Annotated in this window: 20 protein-coding genes; 10 read left to right on the top strand and 10 right to left on the bottom strand. The window is 62.0% G+C overall.

Features of this window, described 5'->3' with window-relative positions:
* Positions 1 to 39: 39 nt before the first annotated feature.
* Genes A3728_RS16780 through A3728_RS16770 form a run of 3 tightly spaced genes read left to right on the top strand, consistent with a single transcriptional unit; the run spans position 40 to position 2,941 of the window.
* Entirely contained in the window at positions 40 to 441 is a 402-nt protein-coding gene (locus A3728_RS16780) for a cytidine deaminase (RefSeq protein ID WP_067926207.1), read from the top strand.
* The gene (locus A3728_RS16775) at positions 438 to 1,742 is read left to right on the top strand and encodes a thymidine phosphorylase (protein ID WP_067926203.1); all 1,305 of its coding nucleotides are present in this window, start codon (positions 438 to 440) and stop codon (positions 1,740 to 1,742) included. Before A3728_RS16780 ends, A3728_RS16775 begins: the two co-directional genes overlap by 4 nt.
* Positions 1,742 to 2,941, top strand: a complete 1,200-nt coding sequence (locus tag A3728_RS16770) for a phosphopentomutase (protein WP_067926199.1) — start codon at positions 1,742 to 1,744, stop codon at positions 2,939 to 2,941. The genes A3728_RS16775 and A3728_RS16770 overlap by 1 nt, the downstream gene beginning before the upstream one ends.
* A 102-nt stretch (positions 2,942 to 3,043) precedes the next feature.
* Here the strand turns inward: A3728_RS16770 and A3728_RS22460 are convergent, their stop codons facing one another.
* Entirely contained in the window at positions 3,044 to 4,237 is a 1,194-nt protein-coding gene (locus A3728_RS22460; RefSeq protein ID WP_161487256.1) for a hybrid nucleoside-diphosphate sugar epimerase/sugar transferase, read from the bottom strand.
* Between the two features lie 305 nt (positions 4,238 to 4,542).
* On the opposite strand from A3728_RS22460, the gene upp reads away from it, so the two are divergent.
* Both upp and A3728_RS16755 read left to right on the top strand, forming a co-directional pair.
* A complete protein-coding gene (gene upp, locus A3728_RS16760) occupies positions 4,543 to 5,184 on the top strand; it encodes a uracil phosphoribosyltransferase (protein WP_067926334.1) in 642 nt (213 codons plus the stop codon).
* Positions 5,185 to 5,274: 90 nt separating this feature from the next.
* A complete protein-coding gene (locus tag A3728_RS16755; RefSeq protein WP_067926195.1) occupies positions 5,275 to 6,837 on the top strand; it encodes an SPOR domain-containing protein in 1,563 nt (520 codons plus the stop codon).
* A 22-nt stretch (positions 6,838 to 6,859) separates the two neighbouring features.
* Here the strand turns inward: A3728_RS16755 and A3728_RS16750 are convergent, their stop codons facing one another.
* Positions 6,860 to 7,564: an SGNH/GDSL hydrolase family protein gene (locus tag A3728_RS16750; RefSeq protein WP_067926192.1), complete on the bottom strand. Its 705-nt coding sequence runs from the start codon at positions 7,562 to 7,564 to the stop codon at positions 6,860 to 6,862.
* A 2-nt stretch (positions 7,565 to 7,566) separates the two neighbouring features.
* Complete coding sequence (locus A3728_RS16745) at positions 7,567 to 8,580, bottom strand: hypothetical protein (RefSeq protein ID WP_067926188.1); 1,014 nt, start codon at positions 8,578 to 8,580, stop codon at positions 7,567 to 7,569.
* A 61-nt stretch (positions 8,581 to 8,641) separates the two neighbouring features.
* Between A3728_RS16745 and A3728_RS16740 the strand changes: the two genes are divergently transcribed.
* Positions 8,642 to 9,145, top strand: a complete 504-nt coding sequence (locus tag A3728_RS16740) for a GNAT family N-acetyltransferase (protein WP_082851156.1) — start codon at positions 8,642 to 8,644, stop codon at positions 9,143 to 9,145.
* On the opposite strand, the gene A3728_RS16735 is transcribed toward A3728_RS16740, so the two are convergent.
* Entirely contained in the window at positions 9,146 to 10,774 is a 1,629-nt protein-coding gene (locus A3728_RS16735) for an AMP-binding protein (RefSeq protein ID WP_067926185.1), read from the bottom strand.
* A 99-nt stretch (positions 10,775 to 10,873) separates the two neighbouring features.
* Between A3728_RS16735 and A3728_RS16730 the strand changes: the two genes are divergently transcribed.
* From A3728_RS16730 to A3728_RS16715, 4 genes are all read left to right on the top strand, one after another.
* Positions 10,874 to 11,815 carry a DMT family transporter gene (locus tag A3728_RS16730; RefSeq protein WP_150120860.1) on the top strand — a complete coding sequence of 314 codons (942 nt, stop codon included), beginning with the start codon at positions 10,874 to 10,876 and terminating at the stop codon, positions 11,813 to 11,815.
* Positions 11,812 to 12,456, top strand: a complete 645-nt coding sequence (locus A3728_RS16725) for a sulfotransferase family 2 domain-containing protein (RefSeq protein ID WP_067926182.1) — start codon at positions 11,812 to 11,814, stop codon at positions 12,454 to 12,456. The genes A3728_RS16730 and A3728_RS16725 overlap by 4 nt, the downstream gene beginning before the upstream one ends.
* Before the next feature lie 209 nt (positions 12,457 to 12,665).
* Positions 12,666 to 13,403: a Hint domain-containing protein gene (locus tag A3728_RS16720; protein WP_067926179.1), complete on the top strand. Its 738-nt coding sequence runs from the start codon at positions 12,666 to 12,668 to the stop codon at positions 13,401 to 13,403.
* Between the two features lie 251 nt (positions 13,404 to 13,654).
* On the top strand, positions 13,655 to 14,794 hold the full coding sequence (locus tag A3728_RS16715; protein ID WP_067926175.1) for a PRC-barrel domain-containing protein: 1,140 nt from the start codon (positions 13,655 to 13,657) through the stop codon (positions 14,792 to 14,794).
* A gap of 707 nt (positions 14,795 to 15,501) precedes the next feature.
* Here the strand turns inward: A3728_RS16715 and A3728_RS16710 are convergent.
* From A3728_RS16710 to A3728_RS16685, 6 genes are all read right to left on the bottom strand, one after another.
* The gene (locus A3728_RS16710; RefSeq protein ID WP_067926172.1) at positions 15,502 to 15,930 is read right to left on the bottom strand and encodes a PRC-barrel domain-containing protein; all 429 of its coding nucleotides are present in this window, start codon (positions 15,928 to 15,930) and stop codon (positions 15,502 to 15,504) included.
* A gap of 150 nt (positions 15,931 to 16,080) precedes the next feature.
* Positions 16,081 to 18,282, bottom strand: coding sequence for a 3-hydroxyacyl-CoA dehydrogenase NAD-binding domain-containing protein (locus A3728_RS16705; RefSeq protein ID WP_067926169.1), 2,202 nt, complete (start codon positions 18,280 to 18,282; stop codon positions 16,081 to 16,083).
* Between the two features lie 19 nt (positions 18,283 to 18,301).
* Positions 18,302 to 18,733, bottom strand: a complete 432-nt coding sequence (locus tag A3728_RS16700; RefSeq protein ID WP_067926166.1) for a hypothetical protein — start codon at positions 18,731 to 18,733, stop codon at positions 18,302 to 18,304.
* On the bottom strand, positions 18,730 to 19,941 hold the full coding sequence (locus tag A3728_RS16695; RefSeq protein WP_067926163.1) for an acetyl-CoA C-acetyltransferase: 1,212 nt from the start codon (positions 19,939 to 19,941) through the stop codon (positions 18,730 to 18,732). Before A3728_RS16695 ends, A3728_RS16700 begins: the two co-directional genes overlap by 4 nt.
* Positions 19,942 to 19,955: 14 nt before the next feature.
* Positions 19,956 to 20,594, bottom strand: a complete 639-nt coding sequence (locus A3728_RS16690) for a glutathione S-transferase family protein (protein ID WP_067926159.1) — start codon at positions 20,592 to 20,594, stop codon at positions 19,956 to 19,958.
* Between the two features lie 283 nt (positions 20,595 to 20,877).
* Positions 20,878 to 22,026: an acyl-CoA dehydrogenase family protein gene (locus A3728_RS16685; protein WP_067926324.1), complete on the bottom strand. Its 1,149-nt coding sequence runs from the start codon at positions 22,024 to 22,026 to the stop codon at positions 20,878 to 20,880.
* Positions 22,027 to 22,029 lie beyond the last annotated feature (3 nt).

The following is a 22,029-nucleotide window of genomic DNA, read 5'->3' as shown; positions in this document are numbered from 1 at the left end:
GCCCGGGGTTTTTCTATAACCGGAAAAAAGGAAGCCGAGATGTCAGAAGATTTACGATCCGCCGCATGCGAGGTGCGAGAGAATGCCCATGCACCCTATTCCGGCTTCAAGGTCGGCGCGGCGGTTCGCACGGTTTCGGGCCGTATTTTCGGGGGTTGCAACGTGGAAAACGTCGCCTATCCGGAGGGGACCTGCGCCGAAGCGGGTGCCATCGCCGCCATGGTGGCCGCGGGTGAAACCGAGCTGAGCGAGGTCTACGTGGTGTCGGGCGGCGAAAAACCGGTGTCGCCCTGCGGGGGCTGTCGGCAGAAATTGGCCGAATTCGGAAAGGGCGATGTGCCTGTCACCATGGCAACCATGGCAGGCGCCGAAGAACGAACGACCCTCGGCTCTCTTCTGCCCGGCGCCTTCGGGCGCGATCACATGGCGGAACAGGGATGAGTGCGCGCGCCATCCTGTCCCGCTTGCGGCACGGGCATCCCCTGTCCGAAGAGGATATTGCGTGGATTGCGCGCGGGTTAGCTGATGGCGGTCTGAGCGACGCACAGGCCGGGGCTTTTGCCATGGGGGTTTGCCGTAACGGGCTGGGCGACGCGGGGCGTGTGGCACTTACGCTGGCGATGCGCGACAGCGGGCGCGTTCTTGACTGGCATCTCGATGGCCCGGTGCTCGACAAACATTCCACCGGGGGTGTGGGCGATTGCGTGTCGCTGGTTCTGGCTCCCGCACTTGCGGCCTGCGGTGCCTATGTCCCGATGATCTCGGGCCGGGGGCTGGGGCATACGGGCGGCACATTAGACAAGCTTGAAGCCATCCCGGGGGTCGATGTTCAGTTGGATGAGGCGCGATTCCGGGCCATCGTGGCGGATACGGGGTGCGCGATCGTGAGTGCCACGTCCGATATTGCCCCAGCGGACCGGCGGCTTTACGCGGTGCGGGATGTCACGTCGACGGTCGATTCACTCGACCTCATTACCGCCTCGATCCTCAGCAAGAAGCTGGCGGCGGGGCTCGACGGGCTGGTACTGGACGTAAAGGTCGGCAGCGGCGCCTTCATGAAAACGCAGGACGATGCCCGGCACCTCGCCCGCGCGCTCAGCGATACGGCGAATGCTGCCGGATGCCCCACGACGGCGGTTATCAGCGACATGAGCCAGCCCTTGGCAAGCAGCCTCGGCAATGCGCTCGAAATCGCTGCCGTGATGGAGGTGTTGACCGGTGCGGCCGAAGGGCGGCTGCTGGAGCTTTCCGCCGAGCTGGGCGGCATCCTTCTTGCCCGCAGCGGCCTGTTCCAAAATGCGGAAGCCGGTGCGGGCGCGATTCGGCGTGCCGTGCAGTCGGGCGAGGCCGCTGAACGGTTCGGTCGCATGGTGGCGGCATTGGGCGGGCCGTCCGATTTCGTAGAAAATTGGCAAGCTCACTTGGCGACAGCGCCCATCCTGCGGCCCGTGCCGGCGCCCGATGCCGGCTTCGTCACCCGCATTGATGGTGAAGCGCTGGGCCTCGCGGTCGTCGGCCTAGGCGGGGGGCGCGCGGTCGAAAGTGACCGGATCGATCCCGCGGTAGGCCTGTCGGACGTCTGCGCATTGGGGACCCGCGTCGAAAAGGGCGATCCGCTTGCTGTCGTTCACGCGAGGAACGAGACCGAGGCGGAAGAGGCAGCGCAGAGCCTCCTGGTCGCCATCGAACTGGGGTCGGAGCCGTTGCCGCCGACCCCGCTCATACTTGACAGGATCGGCTGATGGCCCGCGCTTTCTTGGTAGTAATGGATTCCGTCGGCATTGGCGGAGCGCCGGATGCAGGCGAATTCTTCAACGGCAGCGTCCCCGATACCGGAGCAAATACGCTCGGCCATATCGTGGAGGCTTGCGCGCAGGGCAGGGCAGAAGAGGGGCGCTCCGGCCCGCTCCATGTGCCCCACCTCAACAGCCTTGGTCTGGCACATGCAATGGAATTGGCGGCCGGTGAGGGCCCTGCCGGGTTGCCCCGCGTCACGCCACATGGCCGCTGGGGTGCCGCAACCGAAACGTCCCGCGGCAAGGACACGCCATCGGGTCACTGGGAACTCGCCGGGTTGCCGGTGCCCTGGGACTGGCACTATTTCGAAAAGACCGAAGAGTCCTTTCCGCCCGACCTCATCGATCATGTCGCCGAAGCGGCGGGCACCGCCGGTATCCTCGGGAACTGCCACGCCCCCGGTACCGCGATCATCGAGGCGCTGGGCGCGGAGCATATGCGCAGTGGCTGGCCCATCTGCTACACCTCGGCGGACTCGGTCTTCCAGATTGCCGCGCATGAGAAGACCTTCGGGTTGGACCGCCTGCTTGAGCTTTGCGAAGCGGTGGCACCCCGGCTCCATTCCATGAAGGTCGGTCGGGTCATCGCGCGCCCCTTCGTGGGGGATGCGGAAAACGGGTTCGAGCGGACGCCCAACCGGCGTGATTTCGCGATCCTGCCCCCCCGCCCGGTGCTGACGAACTGGGTTCAGAACGCGGGCCACGCCGTGCATGCGATCGGCAAGATTGGCGATATTTTTTCCATGCAGGGTATCGACCGGGTCAGCAAGGGGACGGATGCGACGCTGATGGACCATCTCGCCGCCGCTGTCGAAGAAGCCCCCGAAGGGTGTCTGACCTTCGCCAATTTCGTGGAGTTCGACAGCATCTATGGCCACCGCCGGGACGTATCGGGCTATGCGCGGGCGCTCGAATGGTTCGACGCGCGATTGGGCAAGGTACTTGAACGTTTGCGCCCTGAAGACATGCTTTTGCTGACGGCCGATCATGGCAACGACCCCACGTGGATCGGTACGGACCACACCCGCGAACGCGTGCCTGTTCTCGTGGCCGGAACAAGGGCAGGATCTCTGGGACAGATAGGATTTGCCGATGTGGCGCCACTGGTGGCGGCGCATCTGGGAGTGACCATTCCGGAGGGCTGAGTCGCTTGAAGAAAGGCCGGCAGCTCAACGATCGGATGTTACCCGAGCCAACCGAGGGTCAACTCAATCGCCAATGTTTGGGCTGATAGAGAGCCGCTGGCGCTAAGCGCTAGTCTTGTCGCCTTGACCTTTGCCCCTGATGGTCGCCAATACAAGTTTAAGGTCCAGTATCAGCGACTGCAGCCGAATATAGCGCGCGTCCCATTTCGCCAGTTTTTCCGGATCGCTCATATCAATATCGTTGACCTGGGCCAAACCGCTGATACCCGGCTTTACCTCGAACACACCGCGGGCTTGCCGGGCCTGAAATAGATCCGTCTGAACAGGTAGCCCGGGACGAGGGCCAATCAGGCTGATTTCATTTTTGAAGATGTTCCAGACCTGAGGCAGTTCATCGATCTTGGTGCGCCTCAAAAAGCGACCGATCGGCGTAACAGCCGATTGCGATACCTCGTGGGTTCCCAACTGAACCGTTCCATCCTGCATCGTACGGAATTTATAGCAGGTGAACGTCTTCCCATGCTGGCCTACACGGTCTTGCGCGAAAATTCCGGGCCCGGGCGACCCGAAGCGTATCAGAGCCCAGACAATCAAAAGCGCCCAACCCATCACGACAATAACCGCGATGGCAAAGAGGAGGTCGATCCCTCGCTTGATTATCGCGTAGGCAGGGTTGTTTGACTGCCCATTGGATAAGATCACCGTGTCTTGTTTGCTGTCAGAGTGCAAAATAAAGTCGGCCAATTCGCGGGCTTCCACCGAGGGTTTGAGCGCGAGGAGGAAAGTCTTCAGCGAACTTTCCACAACCGGCGGCACTGAATTGAGAAAGGCCAGCTTTCCGTTCCATTGAGTTCCGCGCACGAAAGGAAGATAGACGTTGATAACCTGAAGGCGGGTGAATTCAGATAAACCCGCGACGGCGGCACGCTTGCTTTTGGCATAGAGGGATAGATTCTGCTCATCCAAGGCATGTACCGAAGATATGTTGTAGAACCTCTGGATGCCGCAGGCCTCTGCCGACTTTGCCGTTTGGATCGTAAGTTCTGTATTCACCTTGTGGAAATCGGCTTCAGTTCCCTCCTGGTCGTTATTCAACACAGATAGATGGACAAGCGTATCGAAGCCTGCCGCCTTCGCTTCCAACTCTTGAAAAGTGCAATATTCCAGTCCGGGGAAGGTTTCCCGCAATTTACTTACATCTCGGCCAACGAGCAAAATGGCATCGCATTGCGCTTTGAGAATGGGAACAATATTTTGACCAACATATCCCGAGGCGCCGGTAATTACGACTTTCAAAGGAAGCTCCATGGATAAGTTAGCTGGTAAAGACGAGCTAATTGGGACGAATAATTTCAGATGCTTGCAGGGCGCATTGCGCGAAGTTTCTATATGTCACGCACAGCAGGAAGGCCAGTGGCATGTCCGGGGGCGGCATCGGCGAACTTTCAGATTGCATGATCAAGTTCACGCCGATCGAAGATACTGATCAGAACCCCAAGACGCGGCAGCCTTCCGGTCGCTACATCAGCGAAGGAAAGTTCCGCCGCCTTGCGATATCGCGCGTTTCGCGGCAGAAGCGGAAGAACCGAAGGAGCCCGCCCATGACCGATACACCCGAACACCTCAAGATCGTCGATCATCCATTGGTGCAGCACAAGCTGACGATCATGCGCGACCGCGATACCCCCACGGCGGTTTTCCGGCAGTTGCTGCGAGAGATCTCCCAGTTGTTGGCCTATGAAGTCACCCGGGGCCTGCCGATGACGACCAAGCGCATCACCACCCCGATGCAGGAAATGGATGCCCCGACGCTGGACGGCAAGAAGCTGGCGCTCATCTCGATCCTGCGGGCGGGGAATGGTCTGCTGGACGGCGTGCTGGAACTGGTTCCTTCCGCGAGGGTCGGTTTCGTGGGTCTGTACCGCGATGAAAAGACGCTGCAGCCGGTGCAGTATTATTTCAAAGTCCCCGAAGGCCTTGATGACCGACTGGTCATTGCGGTAGACCCGATGCTGGCCACGGGCAACTCCTCTGCGGCGGCGATCGATTTGTTGAAACAGGCGGGTGCCACGAACATTCGCTTTCTTTGCCTGCTCGCCGCACCCGAAGGCGTGGCCCGTATGAAAGAGGCGCATCCGGACGTGCCCATCGTCACTGCCGCGGTGGACGAGGCACTGAACGAGGTGGGTTACATCGTGCCCGGACTCGGCGACGCGGGCGACAGGATGTTCGGCACGAAATAATCCCCCGAGGCGGTCGAATTGTGCCCCGGACCGCTTTACTCGATTCGCGCGATGAGGCATCGTGGACACAACATTGTGTGGGGGCACGACATGAAGATCACAAGGATTATCACTATCGCCCTGCTTTCGGCCACGGTCGGAACCGGTGCAGTTCAGGCGCAGATCAGGAACCAGCTGCCAGCCGAGTTCCCGCCTGCAAGCTACAAGGGCAAGCAATACGTGGACAGCAAGGGCTGCGTATTTATCCGTGCAGGGATCGACGGCAACGTGACCTGGGTGCCTCGGGTTTCACGCAAGCGGCAAACTGTCTGTGGCTTTGCCCCCACCAATCTGGGGCAGGTGGCCGCCGCGCCGCAGCCCGCACCGGCGGTGGAGCAGATTACGCTCGATAATGCACCACGGCAGCCCGCTGCTTCCACCACGGCGCCTGTGCGCCGCACGACGCCGAGGGCCACTGCGGCCGTAACAGCCCCCGTGGCCCAGCCGAAGCCCGCGCCGCGGCGGGTAACCACGGTGCGCCGTGTACCAAAGCCTGCGCCTGCGCCGGTCGTGGTGCGGCAGACCGCCCCGCGGCCCGCGCCGGTGATTGTCTCGCGTCCTGCGGCTGTCGCCCCCACACCCAAGCCTGCCTCCCCGGCGACGGTGACCACGCGGCGTACCGCTTCGGTCTGCCCGGGGGTTTCCGCGATGGGCCAGCGCTATCTGCCTACGAACGGCAAGCTCGCTGTTCGCTGCGGCCCGCAGGCCGCGCCCATCGTTCCCTATCATGGCACCGGGGTGCGGACCGCGCAGCCGAGCAATCGGACCAGCGCCGTTGCACCGGCGCTGCAGCCTGCGCCCGTCCCCGCGGCCCGGCCTGCGCCCGTAACGGCCGCCCCGGCCGCGCAGACCGCGGTCGTTACTGCGCCGGTAGCCTCCCGCGTCGCGCGGCCTGTTGTCCCCGAGATTACTGGGCAGACCCGTGTGGTGCCGAAGCATGTGGCCATCAATCGGTTGAATACCCGGAACGTTGCCGTGCCGCAGGGCTATCGCCGGGTCTGGGAAGACGGTCGGTTGAACCCGAACCGGGCGGAGCAAACCCTGAGTGGCCGCGCCGATATGATGCTGATCTGGACGAATGAGCTGCCCCGCCGGCTGATCAACCAGCGCACGGGCAAGGATGTCACGGCTACGGTGCCGCTCGTCTATCCCTATCTCAGCATTGCGGTGCAGCGCCGTGAACTGGGTGTGGTGAAAATCGTCCGCCGCGATGGCGTGGTTGTGAAACAGGTCATCCGCAACGGCACGTCCGCCCGCGCTGGCCGCCAACCTGTCTATTCCAGCCGGTCCACCCCGAAGGCCAGGCGCCACGCCAAGGTCGCGCAATCACCGGCAAGAGCCAGCGTGCAAAGCGCCGCCGCGGTGCGACAGGCTACAACCGGCGCAGGTGCCAGTTTCGTGCAGGTCGGCAGCTATGGCGATCCGGCCAATGCCCAACGCGCCGCCCAGCGCATTGCCGCGATGGGAATGCGCGCCCATATCGGGCAGGCAAGGTCCGGCGGTCGTACATTGATGATCGTGCAGGCGGGTCCCTTCACCGGGGATCAGGCTACCAGAACGGCGATTTCGCGCCTGCGGGGTGCCGGATACCGGGACGCATTCGCGCGCCGCTGACGCGCCACTTCGTCAGACATGATCAAAGCCAGTCGGAGACGATCCGGCTGGCTTTTCTTTCACCCCATTCCGCGTAGAGGCTTGCACTGGGATGAAACCCGTCCTGTGCTATCAGCGAGGGGTCCATCGGCAGGTCGAACGGGACATGCACCGCATCGGATGTGCCGTGCAGCAAGGCGGCCAACCCTTGGTCAAATCGGGTGGCCTGACGCCCCAGCGTCCAACGCAGGGGATCGGGCAGTAGCGGGAAGCTTCCGACGGGCGGTACGCCGGAAACGTAGATGCGCCGGGGTCCGTGAAGCAGGCGCAGGCGTTCGAGCAAGGCGCCCTGCCGACGAAGCCAGAGGGGATAGGGCACCAGACGCGTCACGTCATTCACGCCAAGCGCGGTGATGATCACGTCGAACGGTTCCGGTTTGGCCGTCGCCAGATCGGCCAGTGTGCTGCCGGTGGTGGCCCCGGTGCGGGCCTGCAACCGCCAGCGCAGATCGAACCGCTGGGCAAGCCGATGGGTAAGCTGCCCTGAAAGCGCGTCCTGCTGCCGGGTTACGCCAACCCCCGCGGCTGAACTGTCACCGATGATCAGCAGCGACAGGGGCGGTCCCGCCCCCGTTTGGCCCGCGCGGGGGCCTTCGGGTTCCGGCAGACGGAGCGCCCGGCGCCGGACCCCCACGGCTTGCGCTGCCAATAGGGGGGACAGCAGCAAGCGGGCCGGCAGGTCGAGCATGGCTACCCCCCGCAGATGCTTTGCAGCCGCAACCAGTCCGCGTCGGACATCAATGGTTCTGTTGCGCGGCCGGCCATCGGATCGGCTTCGATCAAATCGAGCGTTTTTTCCCCCGAGGGATCCCGCGCATAGGCATAGGGGGTACTGCGCAGCGCCGCCCGCTCGAACCGCTTGAGCAACGGCCCTACCGGCGCTGCGGGGCGGGGCCGGGTCATCAGCGCCTCTGCATAGGTATCGAGCGCGGGGGCCGCGATTTCGCCCGTGGTAAGCAGGCGAAAGGTCTCTCTCAGGCCGACGTAGTTCAGCAGATCCCGCAGGGGGTCGTTGCCGAGCCGCAGGGTGTCTTCTGTCAGGATATAGCCTGCGGCCACGTCCGGTTCGTCAAATTGCTCGACCAGACTGCGGTCCAGCACGATGAGCCGTCCGGGAAGGTGCAGGCTGGGTTGCACCATGTCAGGCAAAACGGCGAGGTCCCCCGCCTTCAGCCGCGCGCCGAGCCGCGCCAGCGCCAGCTTGCCTTCGGGGGCCGCGCAACCGGGGCCGGAAAGACGTTCGATCCGTCGGAGCAGCGCCGCCCCGATGGCAGCACGCTTCACCTGCGGCACGACGTTCAGGGTGTGATCGCGCAGCGCCCCCGGCAGCCAAACCAGCGCCACCCCAGCCACCAATGCCACGGAGAGCAGAACGCCGAGCCACCGCAGACGTCCCGTGCGCGGGCGCGCGCGGTTGATGGCGCGGCGCAGCTGTTCGATGGCGGCGATCATCTCGCCCTCATCCGCCGAAAGCTCCAGCGTTTCGCCCGGATCGCCGTCGGGGTGATAGACGGCCTCGGCCCCTTGGGTATCCGCGCGCATGACGGCGGCAAGCGACCAATGGGTCAGCGCACGATCCGCCGTATCGGTAATGACAAGCGTCGCATCCCCGATGGAAACGACAACCTCGCGCCGCTGGCTTTTGGGATCGGGACGCCACAGGCCGGTCGCCTCGATCCGCGCATATTTCGTGAGCGCCGTCATCTGTCGCTTGTACTGCCCCAGTTCTTTTGTCAGCAGTCTACCATAGGCAGTAGAGGTCGCAATGGCACCGGACGAATGGAACGATCTGCAGTTGAAACCCGGGCAGGCAGAAGACATCCCCGGTTTGGCACGCATCTGGCACGACGGCTGGCATGATAGCCACGCGGCGATTGTCGCCCCGGAACTGACCGCATCGCGCACCTTGGATGAGTTCGAGGATCGAACCCGGGCCCATCTCCCGGGCACGCTGGCCGCATGGCACGGAGGACGGATCGTGGGTTTTTGCATGATCGAAGGGGATGAGCTTTACCAGTTTTACGTGGCGCCCTCACTCCGGGGTAGCGGGCTTGCCACCGTGCTGATGAAACGGGCGGAGGCCGCGATGGGGCCGGGGGAAAAGTTACTGGTCTGCACGGTAGGCAACAGGCGGGCCGCCCGCTTCTACGAGCGGGCGGGCTGGCGGCGTACGGCAACCGAAAGCTACACGGTCGAGGCGGCACTGGGCGCGTGGGTGCTCGACGTATGGCGCTATGAGAAGACCTTGCCCGGCCAGGGCAACAGTTGATCAGAGCGCTGCGGCCTGACGGCGCAGTTCGAACTTCTGAATCTTGCCGGTGGAGGTTTTGGGCAATTCGCAGAAAATGACCTTCTTCGGCGTCTTGAACCCGGCCAGCCTTTCGCGGGTAAAGGCGATCAGGGCCGCCTCGTCTGCCGGTGTGCCGGGCTTCAGTTCCACGAAAGCGCAGGGAACCTCGCCCCATTTCTCATCAGGGCGGGCGACCACGGCGGCAAGGTTCACATCAGGATGTTCCATCAGCGCGCCTTCGACCTCAACGGAAGAAATGTTCTCGCCACCCGAGATGATGATGTCCTTCGCGCGGTCCGCGATCTGGATGTAACCGTCTGCGTGCCGCACGGCGAGGTCGCCGGAATGAAAGTATCCCCCGGCAAAGGCCTCCCGCGTTGCTTCGGGGTTCTTGAGGTAGCCTTTCATCACCGCGTTGCCCCGGATCATGATCTCACCCTGGGCGGTGCCGTCACGCGGCACGGGGGCCATTGCATCGTCGGTCACGTCGATATGTTCCATCATCGGAAAGGCGACGCCCTGCCGCGCCTTTACCGCCGCCCGTGCGGATTGATCGAGTGCGTCCCAATCCTCCGGTCGCCAGAGACATTCCGTCACGTGGCCGTAGGTTTCCGTCAGCCCGTAGACCTGCGTGACGTTGAAGCCCAGCTTTTCGATCTTGGACAGGGTGGCCGGGGCGGGGGGTGCACCGGCGGTAAACACCTCCACCTGATGGTCAAAGGCACGGCGTTCGCTTTCGGGGGCGTTCACCAGCATGTTGAGCACGATGGGCGCGCCGCCGAAGTGGGTCACGCCGTGATCGGCGATGGCGTCATAGATGGCAGGTGCTGTGATGTCGCGGCAGCAGACGAGCGTTCCGCCCAGCAGCGGCATCATCCATGTGTGGTTCCAGCCGTTGCAGTGAAACAGGGGAACGATCTGCATGAAGACCGGATGTAGAACCATCCGCCACGAAATCACCGTGCCCATGGTCATCAGATAGGCCCCGCGGTGATGATAAACGACACCCTTGGGTCGCCCCGTGGTGCCGGACGTATAATTGAGCGCGAGACTTTCCCATTCGTCTTCCGGCATGATCCAGTCGAAGCCGGGGTCGCCTTCGGCGAGCAGGTCTTCATAGGTCTTGTGCCGTCCGCTGGGGGCGAAACCTGCCTCTGCGTCGGGCACTTCGATGATCAGGGGGGCGTCGCCTTCCATCTGCGCGCAGGTGGCCTCGGCCAGTTCCAGAAACTGGGTATCCGCCAAAAGCACGCGTGCGCCGCCGTGTTCAAGGATATATGCGACGGTGTTCACGTCGAGGCGGGTGTTGATCGTGTTCAACACGGCCCCGCAGGCGGGAACGCCGAAATGCGCTTCGGCCTGCGCGGGCAGGTTGGGCAACAGGGTCGCCACGACGTCGCCCGGTTCCATCCCAGCGCCCCCGAGCGCCGAAGCCAGTCGCGTGCAACGTTCGTAGTATTCAGCATAGCTGTGACGAAGGCTGCCGTAGATCACCGCGGTTCGGTCGGCAAAGACGTCGGCGGCCCGTCTCAGGTGGGACAACGGTGTCAGCGCCACATGGTTCGCGGCACATTTGTCCAGCCCCGTTTCGTCCCGCATCCAGCCCATAACTGTCCCCCCGTCTTCGCAGATGTCGCTTTTGGGGTTGAGTATTGCGATGGCGAGGCGAGTTTGGAAAGTACAAAAGAAGGACAGGGCAGGGGGCATATGCAGCAGGAATCAATACAATCGGCGCGTCCGACAGCGGCAGCCATTACCGTGCTGGGTGGCATGATGACGCTCGGCCTGACGGACAATTTCGTGCCCTATCTGACGCAGAGCGGTTCGCTCTGGCAGTTTCACATGCTGCGCGGGTTTATGGCGCTGCTGCTGTTGCTGGGTCTCGCGGCGGTGGGGTTCGGTCTGATCCGGCCAAAGCGATGGGGCGCGGTACTGGGGCGTAGCCTGTTCACCGCGGGGGCCATGCTGATCTACTTCGGCTGCCTGTCCATCATGCCCATCGGGGTGGTGGTGGCGGGGCTCTTTACCGCGCCGCTTTTCGTGCTGGTGATCTCCGTCCTTTTTCAGGGCAAGCGGGTGGGCGCGATACGCTGGGGGGCCGTGTTGCTGGGTTTTGCAGGGGCGCTTCTGGTGATCCGCCCCGATCCCGGTGCGCTCGACCCGGTGAGCTTTCTGCCGATCTTTGCCGGATTGCTCTATGCGGTGGGGGCCGTGGCGACGCGGTCCTGGTGCGAAGGGGAAGGGACATTGGCACTGACGGCCGGCTTCTTCGGGATGCTGACGGTGTTCGGTGCCGTGGGCCTGCTGGTGCTGGACCCGGGCGGGCCACCCGGCCATGCAGGCTTTGCCTTGCGGGGGTGGGTGCCGCTCGACGCCGGTCTGCTGTTCTGGACGGCGGTGCAGGCGGTGGGCTCCATCATCGGAATCGGGCTCATCTTTCGAGGCTACCAGCTGGGCGAGGCGGGGCATGTCGCCGTATTCGAATTTTCGCTACTGGTATTCGCGTCCTTCTGGGCGTGGGTCCTGTGGGGGCAGACCGTACCCGCAGTTGGTCTTGTTGGAATGGCGGCCATCGCGCTGGCGGGCGCGGTGATTGCCCTGCGCAGCGAGGAGCCCGCGCCCCTTCGGGCAACGCGGGTGCCGGAATGATCATCAGCCGTGGAAGGGCGTATATCTTTGTTCATATCCCCAAGACCGGGGGCACCTCGCTCGCGCTGGCGCTGGAGGCACGCGCGATGAAGGACGACATCATGCTGGGCGATACGCCAAAGGCCTGCAAACGCCGTCGGCGGCTTGTGGATGTGGAAACGCGCGGGCGGCTTTGGAAACATTCAACGCTGGCGGATGCCGAAGGGCTGATTACCTCTCAGGACATGGATCAATGTTTCGTCTTCACGATGGTGCGAAACCCGTGGGACAGGATGGTAAGCTATTATCACTGGCTGCGCATGCAGAGCTTTGACCACCCTGCAGTGCGCCTTGCGAAAGAGATGAGCTTTGCCGGTTTCCTGTCCGATCCGCTGACACAGGCCGGCCAGCGCGCGGCTCCTGCTGCCCATTACGTGCGCGATGGAGAAGGCCGGGACAGAAGTGACCTGATGATCCGGCTGGAGCATTTCGAGCAGGACGCGCGCCCGTTGATGGATCACCTCGGCTTCGAGCTTCAATTGCCGCACGCCAATTCCTCAGACGGGCGGGGGCACTATCGGTCGCACTACGACGCATCGACCCGCGATATCGTGGCTGAGATCTGCGCAGAGGACATCGGCCGCTTCGGCTATGCGTTCTAACAGGTTCGTTACCTTTTGCAGTGGAAATGGACCTGATTGACCTCGCCTTGGCATCGATGGCCGCGGCTGGCGCCAATCGTTCGCGCTCTGACGACAATGCCGTGAACTTACCGTTTTCGTGACGCACCCCGGTCTCTCGAATCGCGCCTCCTGCATACCAGTTAATTATTGAGACCCACGGTTGGGTTATTTTTACGATGGGAAGGCAGATGTTCGGCAAGATAGTCAGACGTAAACGATCAAACTTCGGTACCGGCGCTTCGGTTGCTACCAGCCTGTCCGACATCTTTGCGCCTGTCATGACCGCTTTTGCCACCAGTCCCGAAGAAGCCGAACTGCCGCGGTCCGATACCGCGACGACCCATGGTCTGATGGCGCAAACGAAGGTCGCATCGAACCTCGGCTTGCGCGCCGTGGGGGCGCTCTCCGTGGGGGACAAGGTGCTGACTTTCGATGGGGGGATGCAGCCCATTACGGCCATACATCGCACCATCGTCTGGCAGGGCGGGCCGGAAAGCGACCGGCACGAATGGCCCGTATCAATCCCGCAGGAGGCGCTGGGCAACCGGTCTGCCCTCACGTTGCTGCCTGAACAGGGGGTGCTGGTAGAAAGCACGGCTGCCCGGGACCCCTTTGGCGATCCCTTTGCAGTTGTCCCGGCGACAGCGCTGGTGGGGAAGCGGGGGATCAGACGTGTCGCCCCGATCCGTCCGGTCGAGTTGACCAGCATCAGCTTTGCGCGCGAACAGGTCATCTATGTGGAGGGGGGCACGCTTCTCTATTGTCCGGCCCGGACCGTCGCGCTGGACGATTTTCTCGAAGCGCCGGAGCCGCGCTACGATGTGCTCGAGGACGACGCCGCGCGGATCCTCGCCGAATGCATCGTGATCGAGGATGAGATCGCCCCCCGCACGCCAGAAGTATCCCCCGGCGTTCCCGCGAGCTGAAAACAGGAACCTCCGCTGCCCAAATCCCGCAGCGGACTTCACAACGCTCTGGTTATATTAGGAAACCGGTTTTCTCCCCTAGGGACCAAAAAGCAGGCCACGCGGCGTTTACCGCGATTTCCTGAGAAATTTCGGAACAGAAGCGGAAAACCGCCGTTGGGTCGTGTGAACACATTCAGGTGAATGAGCGAACACAGCGGTCTTCGACCGTATCGTTTTCGCTTTTTAACGAATTGAAAGGATTGTTACCTATGACCAACCTCAAATCCAAACTGTTGATCGGTGTTTCCGCCGCCTCGCTTTTCGCGATGGCGCCGCATGCGATGGCTCAGACCGCGACCGGCACGACAGAGACTGAAGCGGAACAGACGCAGGATACCGATGTTCAGGCGACCAACGTCCAGGGCGGCCAGGTCGTTGTTGAACAGGAAGACGCGACCGTCGATGTGACCGTCCCGGAACCCGACGTTGATGTCAGCCAAGGCGCGCCGGTCGTGACCGTCGAACAGCCCCAGCCGCAGATCGACGTGGTCGTTCCGGAACCCACCGTGCGCGTGCAGCAGCAGGCTCCGATCATCACGGTCGAGCAGGCTCAGCCGCAGATCACGGTGCGTATTCCGGAGCCGGTCGTCACCGTGATGGTACCGAAGCCCGAAGTCGACGTGAACACAGGCGAGCCGATCATCGATCTGGAACAGCCCGAACCCGTCGTGCGCTTCATCCGGCCCGAGCCGAAGATCACCATTCAGGAATCCGAACCGAAGATTAGCGTTGAGCAATCCGGTGAAGCCCAGGTGGATGTCGCCGAGTCCGACGCTGCCCGTGTGAATGTCGAACAGTCCGAAGCACAGGTCAACGTTCAGCAGGGTGAAGACGCTGACGTCGTTGTCGAGGAAGCGGAAGAGCCCCAGGTTAACGTGGTCGACGGTGGCGAAGCCAATGTGAATGTGCAGCAGGAAGAAGCTGTCATTCGTATCGAGGACTTCGAAGCTGAAGACTTCAACGCGGACGAAACCGGCCGTATCGCTGCCGAAGAAGACCGTGCGCGCTATCGCGAGATGGCGACCATCCGTCCGATCTTCAAGCTGCGCGGCGTTGACCTGATGGGTCGCAATGTCGTGACGGAAACCGGCGAAGAAGTCGGTGAAATCGACGGTGTCGGTGTCCGTGGCGATACGATCGTCATGATCGTGGGCGTTGGCGGCTTCCTTGGTCTTGGTGAGAACAGCGTTGCTCTGCCGATCGATCAGGTTGCCCTGTTCGAAAACCAGATCGTCGTTCCCCGCGTCACGCAGGACCAGCTGGAAAACATGCCTGAGTTCAACGAGAACGAAGTCCGCATGATCGACGATGACAGCATCCCGCTCGTGGATCTGACCAACCCTGAGTAATCAGTAATACGTTTTAGTAAGATTGGGCCCGCTTCGGCGGGCCCTTTTTTGTGCAGGCAGGGCAGGGGAGGTTTGCCGAGGGGGCCTTGCCCGGTCGAACATTCAGTTACGACCCGTTCGCGTTAGCGCTGGATTGATTGGTGGATGGGGATAGTTGGCCCACACATCCGCGAGTGGTTCTGCATCGACTGCGGTCATCTCTGCCCCGTGACGACTGTGCGGGCCTCCCCAGGAAAGTTTGAAAACCCTCATACCTTTTGGCGCGATATCAGTCTGGTTGGCGCGATGTCAGTCTGGCACCCTGTTTTATGGTCGAGAACCGACCAGATCTCGTCGGCTGTTTCCGTAAGGTTCCGGCGAGCGACATTTGCGATGGTAGGTGGTTGGTTGAGGACTATCAGGGCAGGTTGAGAGCATTAGTCCCTCGGGTCACAGTTCGCATTCATGACTACCGGATAGTACTTCCAATGCTTCTCAGGATGGTCTCGATTGCGGTCTCTCGACGGCACTCACTAAATGTCCGTGCAGAGCTACCAAGAATGTGCAGGCGTAAGGATTCCGAAGCAAAGGTCGGCCTTAAACTCCGTTAAGTCCGTGGTTCATTAAGCCTTAAGACCTTGGACCCGAACCCACCCTTGCCACGTGAAATCGCGCAAAGAAAAAGGGGAGCCAAATGGCTCCCCTTTCGCAGTTAACTCAAGCTGGGATTAGTCCCACCAGCCTTCATCAACGCTCTGCAGCTCTTCGAGCTGCTCTTCTGTGTACCGTGTCACGATCGCGTAGTGACGATCATCGATAGGCGTCAGACGAAGGTTTTCGACCGGAATCATGACATGCTTGTCACCGATGTCGAGGAAACCGCCAACTTCGGCGACAACACCGATCATCTGACCGCTACGGTCGAGGATCACGTCTTCGATTTCGCCGATTTCATTCCAATCGTTGCCGATCGCGTCGGCCTCGTAGGCGCCCCAAGTGTCATCGTCCAGCGGGGTTGCGAAGGTGTAAACTTCACCGCCGGTGATGTCGCGTGTCCGGATCAGCTGGGCGTAATCGACTTCGCCCATGTGGGTTTCTGCCAGAACGGGTGTTGCGCCCATGGCCGCTGCCATTGCGAAAGATGCAAAGCGTTTCATCTCTATCTCCTTTATCAGTTGCTTCGTAAATTAAATGCTTTGGGCGGCAGGGAAGTTCCTTAGAAACACAAGGAAAATCGGAAAAAGTAACAAAAAAGGGAGCCTGACGGCTCCCTTCCTGTTCAGGTGTCCGTAATCGTTGGCGCCCGGTCAGGCGGCTTCCGCCTGGGGACCGAAACGACCGTAGAACGTCTGGTTCTTTTCGGCCATTTCGCGCAGCAGGGCGGGGCATTCGAACCGCTCGCCATATTTCTCTGCCAGCTGATCGCAGCGCTCGGCGGCATAGGGCGCGCCGATGATGTCCAGCCAGCTGAACGGGCCACCGGACCACGGTGCGAAGCCCCAGCCGAGGATGGCACCGACGTCGCCTTCGCGGATGTCTTCCAGCACGCCTTCTTCCAGCGCGCGGACGGCCTCCAGAACCTGCGCGAACATCAGCCTGTCCTGTACCTCCCGCAGGTCGGGCTGTTCATCGGCCAGCGGATATTTGTCATGGATGCCTTTCCAGTATCCAAGCCGCTTGCCCTTGTCGTCATACTCGAAATAGCCGGCCTTGGCCTTGCGTCCCAGACGGCCCAGATCTTCCATCCACACGATCAGGTCATCCGCTTCGGAGGCTGGATAGGCATTGCCCATCGCCGCCTTCGTGGCGCGCATGATCTTGGTCGCAAGGTCGATCGATGTCTCGTCGCCGAGCTGCACCGGCCCCACGGGGAAACCGAGCTGCTGCGCGGCATGATCAATCAGCGCCGGTGCGACGCCTTCCGTGATCATCCGCGTCGCTTCGTTGCCGTAGGGAATGATGCAGCGGTTGGCATAGAAGAAGCGCGCATCGTTGACGACAATCGGGGTCTTGCGAATTTGCCGGACATAGTCGAGCGATTTGGCCACCGCGCGGTCGCCTGTTTCCTTGCCCTTGATGATTTCCACCAGCAGCATTTTCTCGACCGGAGAGAAGAAGTGAATGCCGATGAACTGCTCGGGCCGGCTCGATGCCTTGGCAAGCTCGGTTATGGGCAGGGTGGAGGTGTTTGACGCGAAGATGCAGTCTTCGGGGATCACGGCCTCGACCTTCTTTGTCATCTCGGCCTTCACGCCCGGATCCTCGAAAACGGCTTCGATGATCAGGTCGCAGCCTTTCAGCGCCTCCAGATCGGTCGTCGCCGTGATGAGGTTCAGGAGGGCTTCCTTCTTCTCGGGCGTTGCCTTTTTCTTGGCGATACCCTTGTCCATGAAGCTTTCGGAATAGGCTTTGCCCTTGTCGGCGGCTTCCTGATCACGGTCGATCAATACCACTTCGATGCCTGCCTGTGCCGATACCAGTGCGATACCCGCACCCATCATGCCGGCACCGAGTACACCGAGTTTCTTCACCCGCTGGTCCGGTACGCCTTCGGGCCGCACCGCGCCTTTTTCGAGCGCCTCCTTGTTGAGGAAGAGCGAACGGATCATCGCCTCGGAGGAGGGATTCATCAGGACGGAGGTGAACCAGCGTGCCTCGATCTTCAGGGCGGTGTCGAAGGGGACCAATGCGCCTTCGTAGACCGCCGACAGCAGTGCCTTCGCGGCGGGGAACGCGCCTTGGGTCTTGCCGTTGACCATTGCGTTGGCGCCGACGAAGGTCATGAAGCCCGCCGGATGGTAGGGGGCGCCGCCGGGCATCTTGTAGCCCTTGGCATCCCATGGCTTCACCAGATCGGCGTCCCTGGCATTCAGCACCCATTCGCGAGCGTCCGCCATCGGATCGTCGCTGACTTCGTCGATGATGCCGGCACGCTTGGCCGCGTCGGGGGACACCATCTTGCCTTCCAGAAGGAAGGGCGAGGCACCCATGGCGCCCAGTTTGCGCGTCAGGCGCGTGGTACCACCAGCACCGGGGAAAATGCCGACAAGGATCTCGGGCAAGCCGATGCGGGCCTTGGGATTGTTGGCGGCAAAAATGCGGTGCGTCGCGAGCGGCAGTTCGAGCCCGATGCCTGCGGCGGTGCCGGGCAAGACAGAGGCAATCGGCTTGCCGCCCTTCTGTGTCTTGCGGTCCATGCCGGCCAGCTCGATCTTGCGCAGCATCTCGTGCATTTTCATCGTGCCTTCGAAAAGGCCCTTGGCAGGATCGTCGCCCGCGTCCGCCTTCAGCTTCGCGAGCAGGTTCAGGTCCATGCCACCGGCGAATGACCCTTCCTTGCCTGAAGTGATGATGATGCCCTTCACGGCTTCGTCCGCGAGCGCGTCATCGACAAGCTGGCCCACTTCGACCAGCCCGTCGAAGGACATCACGTTCATGGATTTTCCCGGAACGTCCCAGGTGATGATGGCGATCCCGTCATCGCCTGTCTGCATTGTGAAATCGGTCATGTGCAAAGGTTTCCTTTACCTAGATATTTGTGGAGCCTGAAACCGCGTCCATCCGCCCGGTCCAGTCCGCGTGATTGATGGTGTGCGCCGATGCCACGGCGCGCCATTTCAGGTCTTCGCCCCGCCTGACGGTCACGACGGACCGGAAAGGCGCGACATAGAGGTGATCGTCGCGGTAGAGGTCCGTCTGGTAGATACCTACGGCAAGGTCCGGCCCCAGAAGCGTGGTCGAGATCATCTTGTGCGACAGGTCCTCGAAGCCAAGTTGCCTGAGACCCTTGCAATAGGTCGCGAAGTGATCGGCCAGCCCTTCCATCTTTTCGATCGTGCGCGACTCCGTGGCCGTCACGATCTGGTAGGGCACCGCCATCAGGCTGAGGTAGGCGTCGACGTCTTCCCTCCTGATCGCATCGACCACCTCATCCGCGAATTCCTGAAGATCCAAGGTCATACGCGTTCGATGATCGTCGCCGCACCCATCCCCGACGCGATGCAGAGGGTCGCCAGACCGACTTCCTTGTCGGTCCGCTCCATCTCGTCGAGCAGGATGCCGATGATCATCGCCCCCGTCGCACCCAGAGGATGGCCCATCGCGATGCCGCCGCCGTTCACGTTGACCTTGCTGTCATCCACATCGAACGCCTGCATGAAGCGCATGACAACCGCGGCAAAGGCCTCGTTCACCTCGAAGAGGTCGATGTCGTTGATGTTCATCCCGTTGTCCTTGAGGATCTTCTGGGTCACGGGGACAGGACCGGTGAGCATGATGGTCGGGTCCGTCCCGATCTTTGCGGTGGCCTTGATGCGGGCCCGGGGCTTCAGCCCGTATTGCTCGCCGAATTCCTTGTTGCCGATCAGAACCGCGGCCGCCCCGTCCACGATGCCGGAGGAGTTGCCCGCATGGTGGATGTGGTTGATCTTCTCAAGGTGGGGGTACTTCATCAGTGCCACCTTGTCGAAACCGGGCATGACCTCCCCCATCTGCTGGAAGGCGGGGTTGAGGCTGCCAAGCGACTGCATGTCGGTCTGCGGGCGCATGTATTCGTCATGGTCTAGGATCGGCAGGCCGTTCTGGTCGCGCACCGTGATGACCGACCTGTCGAAGCGGCCTTCGTCCCAAGCCCGCTTCGCACGCTGCTGGGACTGCATGGCAAGCTGGTCCGCCTCATCGCGGGAAAAGCCGTATTCGGTGGCGATGATGTCAGCAGAGATGCCCTGCGGAACGAAATACTTTTCCATGGCAAGGGTAGGGTCCACCGCCATCGCGGCACCGTCCGACCCCATGGCCACGCGGCCCATCATCTCCACGCCGCCGGCGATATAGGCGTTGCCCGCGCCACCCTTTACCTGGTTTGCGGCAAGGTTCACGGCTTCCATGCCGGATGCGCAGAACCGGTTGATCGCAAGGCCGGGAATACGCTCGTCAAGGTCGGACGCCAGAACCGCGGACCGTGCAAGGCAGCCGCCCTGTTCCATCACCTGGGTGACGTTGCCCCAGATCACGTCCTCGACGGCATGACCTTCGAGGTTGTTACGCTCCTTGACGGCATTGAGGGTTTCGGCGCTGAGGCGCAGGGCGGTCACTTCGTGCAGCGCGCCGTCCTTGCGGCCCTTGCCACGCGGGGTTCGCAATGCATCATAGATATAGGCTTCGGTCATCGTTCTCTCCTTTTTCAGGCGCGGTCAGCAGGGCTGCCGGGCATCAGGTCGTAGGGGGCTTTCCAGCCCGGAGTTTCGGACAGACGCGTGAGCCACGCGTCGATGTTGCCCCATTCCTTGCGGTCGAAACCGAAAGGCTCGGGATAATAGAGGTATCCGCAGCAGCTCAGGTCGGCGTTCGTGAGCTTATCGCCCACGATCCAGTCCCGGTCCTTCAGATGGTCGTCCAGAACCGCATAGGCGCCGGCCAAGCGCCCCTGCAGAAAGCCGATCACTTCCTGCGGGCGCTTGTCCTCGGGCAGGAAGTTCATCAGGAAGCGGGTGACCCCGGCATTCGAGCTGAGCTTGTGATTGTCCCACAGCACCCAGCGCAGGATTTCGCGCCGCTCTTCCGCGTTCGCTCCGCCGAACTTGCCGCTCTTCTCCGATACATAATCCTGGATGACCCCGGATTGGGTCAACCGGACATCACCGTCGATCATCACGGGCGCTTCGCCCATGTTGTTGATCTGCGCCCGGTAGTCGGCGGAGCGCGTCTGCCCGCCGAAAAAGTCCACCTTGACAGGTTCCCAGTCCAATCCGGACAGTTCAAGGGCAAGGGCCGCCTTGTAGGCGTTGCCGGATTCCCCGAAGCAGTGCAGCTTTATCGTCATGTCGGTCCGTCCTTTCTGGCTCGGGCGCCGGGGGTTTCACACCCCCGGACCCCGTGGAGTATTGAAAAAAGGGTGAAGGGCAGAAAATTTACGGTTTGTGAACCGGTTTGGCTGAAAACTTGGCATGCGGTACAGGTTGGAGAGCCGATGACCGCAAAGGGTGAAGGCGTTCCTTCAAGGCCAAAGGGTCGGTAGCGGGGGGACGTCTTCCATCCTTCACCCTTCCGCAAATACTCCCCCCGGAGGGTCCGGCGGCAAGCGTCATTCTCCTTGGCCGACCGGGTCACAGCGACCTCCCGATCAGTTCCTTCATGATCTCGTTCGTTCCGCCGTAGATGCGCTGAACGCGCGCATCGGCCCACATCTCGCCGACGGCGACGTCCTGCATGAACCCGGCGCCGCCGTGCAGTTGCAGGCAGTCGTCGAGCACCTGTCCCTGTGTCTCGGTCAGCCAGTATTTCTGCATGGCGGCCTTTTCAACGGTCAATTCCCCGGCCAGATGTTCGGCGATGCAGGAATCGAGGAAGCTGCGGGCGACGGCAGTGCGGGTTTTGCATTCGGCGAGTTTGAACCGGGTATTCTGGAACTGCGTGAGGGGGCCGCCGAAAGCCTGGCGTTCCTTGCAATAGGCGATGGTGCGTTCGACAGCGCCTTCCATGGCGCCCACGGCACCGCACCCGATGATCAGCCGTTCCTGCGGAAGCTGTTCCATCATCTGATAAAAGCCGCGGCCTTCCTGTTGACCGAGCAGATTTTCAGGCGGCACTTCCACATTGTCGAAGAACAATTCGGAGGTGTCTGACGCATGCATCGCGATCTTGTCGAGGTTGCGCCCGCGGTGAAACCCTTCGGCCCCGTCCGTCTCCACCACCATGAGGGAGACGCCCTTTGCGCCCTCTGACGGATCGGTTTTGGCCGCCACGATAATGAGATCCGCGTGTTGGCCGTTGGTGATGTAAGTCTTTTGCCCGCTGAGCTTGTAGGCGTTCCCTTCGCGTGTCGCGCGGGTGGAGATACGCTGCAGGTCGGAACCCGTTGCGGGTTCGGTCATCGCGATGGCGCCGACCATCTCGCCGCTGGCCATCTTGGGAAGCCAGCGCTTCTTCTGCTCTTCTGTGCCGTAGGCCAGCAGGTAATGCGCCACGATTCCGGAGTGAACGCTATGCCCCCATGAGGCGAGGTTCGCGCGGGAGACCTCGATGAGGATCGCCGCCTCATGGCCAAAGTCTCCCCCCGCGCCGCCGTAGTTTTCCGGAATGGATGGGCAGAGCAGGCCCAGTTCGCCCGCTTCATTCCACGCGCTGCGATCCATCATGCCCTGCTCGCGCCACTCGGCGAAGCGCGGGGTCCATTCCTTGGTGATGAATTGCGCCGTAAGCTCGGCAATCATCCGATGTTCGTCGGTCATCCAGGAGGACGGACCGGTCTGCATCTG

Source organism: Sulfitobacter sp. HI0040 (genome assembly GCF_001634885.1).
Classification (GTDB): domain Bacteria; phylum Pseudomonadota; class Alphaproteobacteria; order Rhodobacterales; family Rhodobacteraceae; genus Sulfitobacter.
This window is presented reverse-complemented; position numbering and strand designations above follow the sequence as displayed.

Excerpts from the sequence above, each read along its gene's own strand:
- A3728_RS16780 (WP_067926207.1), top strand. The coding sequence starts at position 40 with ATGTCAGAAGATTTACGATCCGCCGCATGCGAGGTGCGAGAGAATGCC.
- A3728_RS16775 (WP_067926203.1), top strand. The coding sequence starts at position 438 with ATGAGTGCGCGCGCCATCCTGTCCCGCTTGCGGCACGGGCATCCCCTG.
- A3728_RS16770 (WP_067926199.1), top strand. The coding sequence starts at position 1,742 with ATGGCCCGCGCTTTCTTGGTAGTAATGGATTCCGTCGGCATTGGCGGA.
- upp (WP_067926334.1), top strand. The coding sequence starts at position 4,543 with ATGACCGATACACCCGAACACCTCAAGATCGTCGATCATCCATTGGTG.
- A3728_RS16755 (WP_067926195.1), top strand. The coding sequence starts at position 5,275 with ATGAAGATCACAAGGATTATCACTATCGCCCTGCTTTCGGCCACGGTC.
- A3728_RS16750 (WP_067926192.1), bottom strand. The coding sequence starts at position 7,564 with ATGCTCGACCTGCCGGCCCGCTTGCTGCTGTCCCCCCTATTGGCAGCG.
- A3728_RS16745 (WP_067926188.1), bottom strand. The coding sequence starts at position 8,580 with ATGACGGCGCTCACGAAATATGCGCGGATCGAGGCGACCGGCCTGTGG.
- A3728_RS16740 (WP_082851156.1), top strand. The coding sequence starts at position 8,642 with ATGGCACCGGACGAATGGAACGATCTGCAGTTGAAACCCGGGCAGGCA.
- A3728_RS16735 (WP_067926185.1), bottom strand. The coding sequence starts at position 10,774 with ATGGGCTGGATGCGGGACGAAACGGGGCTGGACAAATGTGCCGCGAAC.
- A3728_RS16730 (WP_150120860.1), top strand. The coding sequence starts at position 10,874 with ATGCAGCAGGAATCAATACAATCGGCGCGTCCGACAGCGGCAGCCATT.
- A3728_RS16725 (WP_067926182.1), top strand. The coding sequence starts at position 11,812 with ATGATCATCAGCCGTGGAAGGGCGTATATCTTTGTTCATATCCCCAAG.
- A3728_RS16720 (WP_067926179.1), top strand. The coding sequence starts at position 12,666 with ATGTTCGGCAAGATAGTCAGACGTAAACGATCAAACTTCGGTACCGGC.
- A3728_RS16715 (WP_067926175.1), top strand. The coding sequence starts at position 13,655 with ATGACCAACCTCAAATCCAAACTGTTGATCGGTGTTTCCGCCGCCTCG.
- A3728_RS16710 (WP_067926172.1), bottom strand. The coding sequence starts at position 15,930 with ATGAAACGCTTTGCATCTTTCGCAATGGCAGCGGCCATGGGCGCAACA.
- A3728_RS16705 (WP_067926169.1), bottom strand. The coding sequence starts at position 18,282 with ATGACCGATTTCACAATGCAGACAGGCGATGACGGGATCGCCATCATC.
- A3728_RS16700 (WP_067926166.1), bottom strand. The coding sequence starts at position 18,733 with ATGACCTTGGATCTTCAGGAATTCGCGGATGAGGTGGTCGATGCGATC.
- A3728_RS16695 (WP_067926163.1), bottom strand. The coding sequence starts at position 19,941 with ATGACCGAAGCCTATATCTATGATGCATTGCGAACCCCGCGTGGCAAG.
- A3728_RS16690 (WP_067926159.1), bottom strand. The coding sequence starts at position 20,594 with ATGACGATAAAGCTGCACTGCTTCGGGGAATCCGGCAACGCCTACAAG.
- A3728_RS16685 (WP_067926324.1), bottom strand. The coding sequence starts at position 22,026 with ATGCAGACCGGTCCGTCCTCCTGGATGACCGACGAACATCGGATGATT.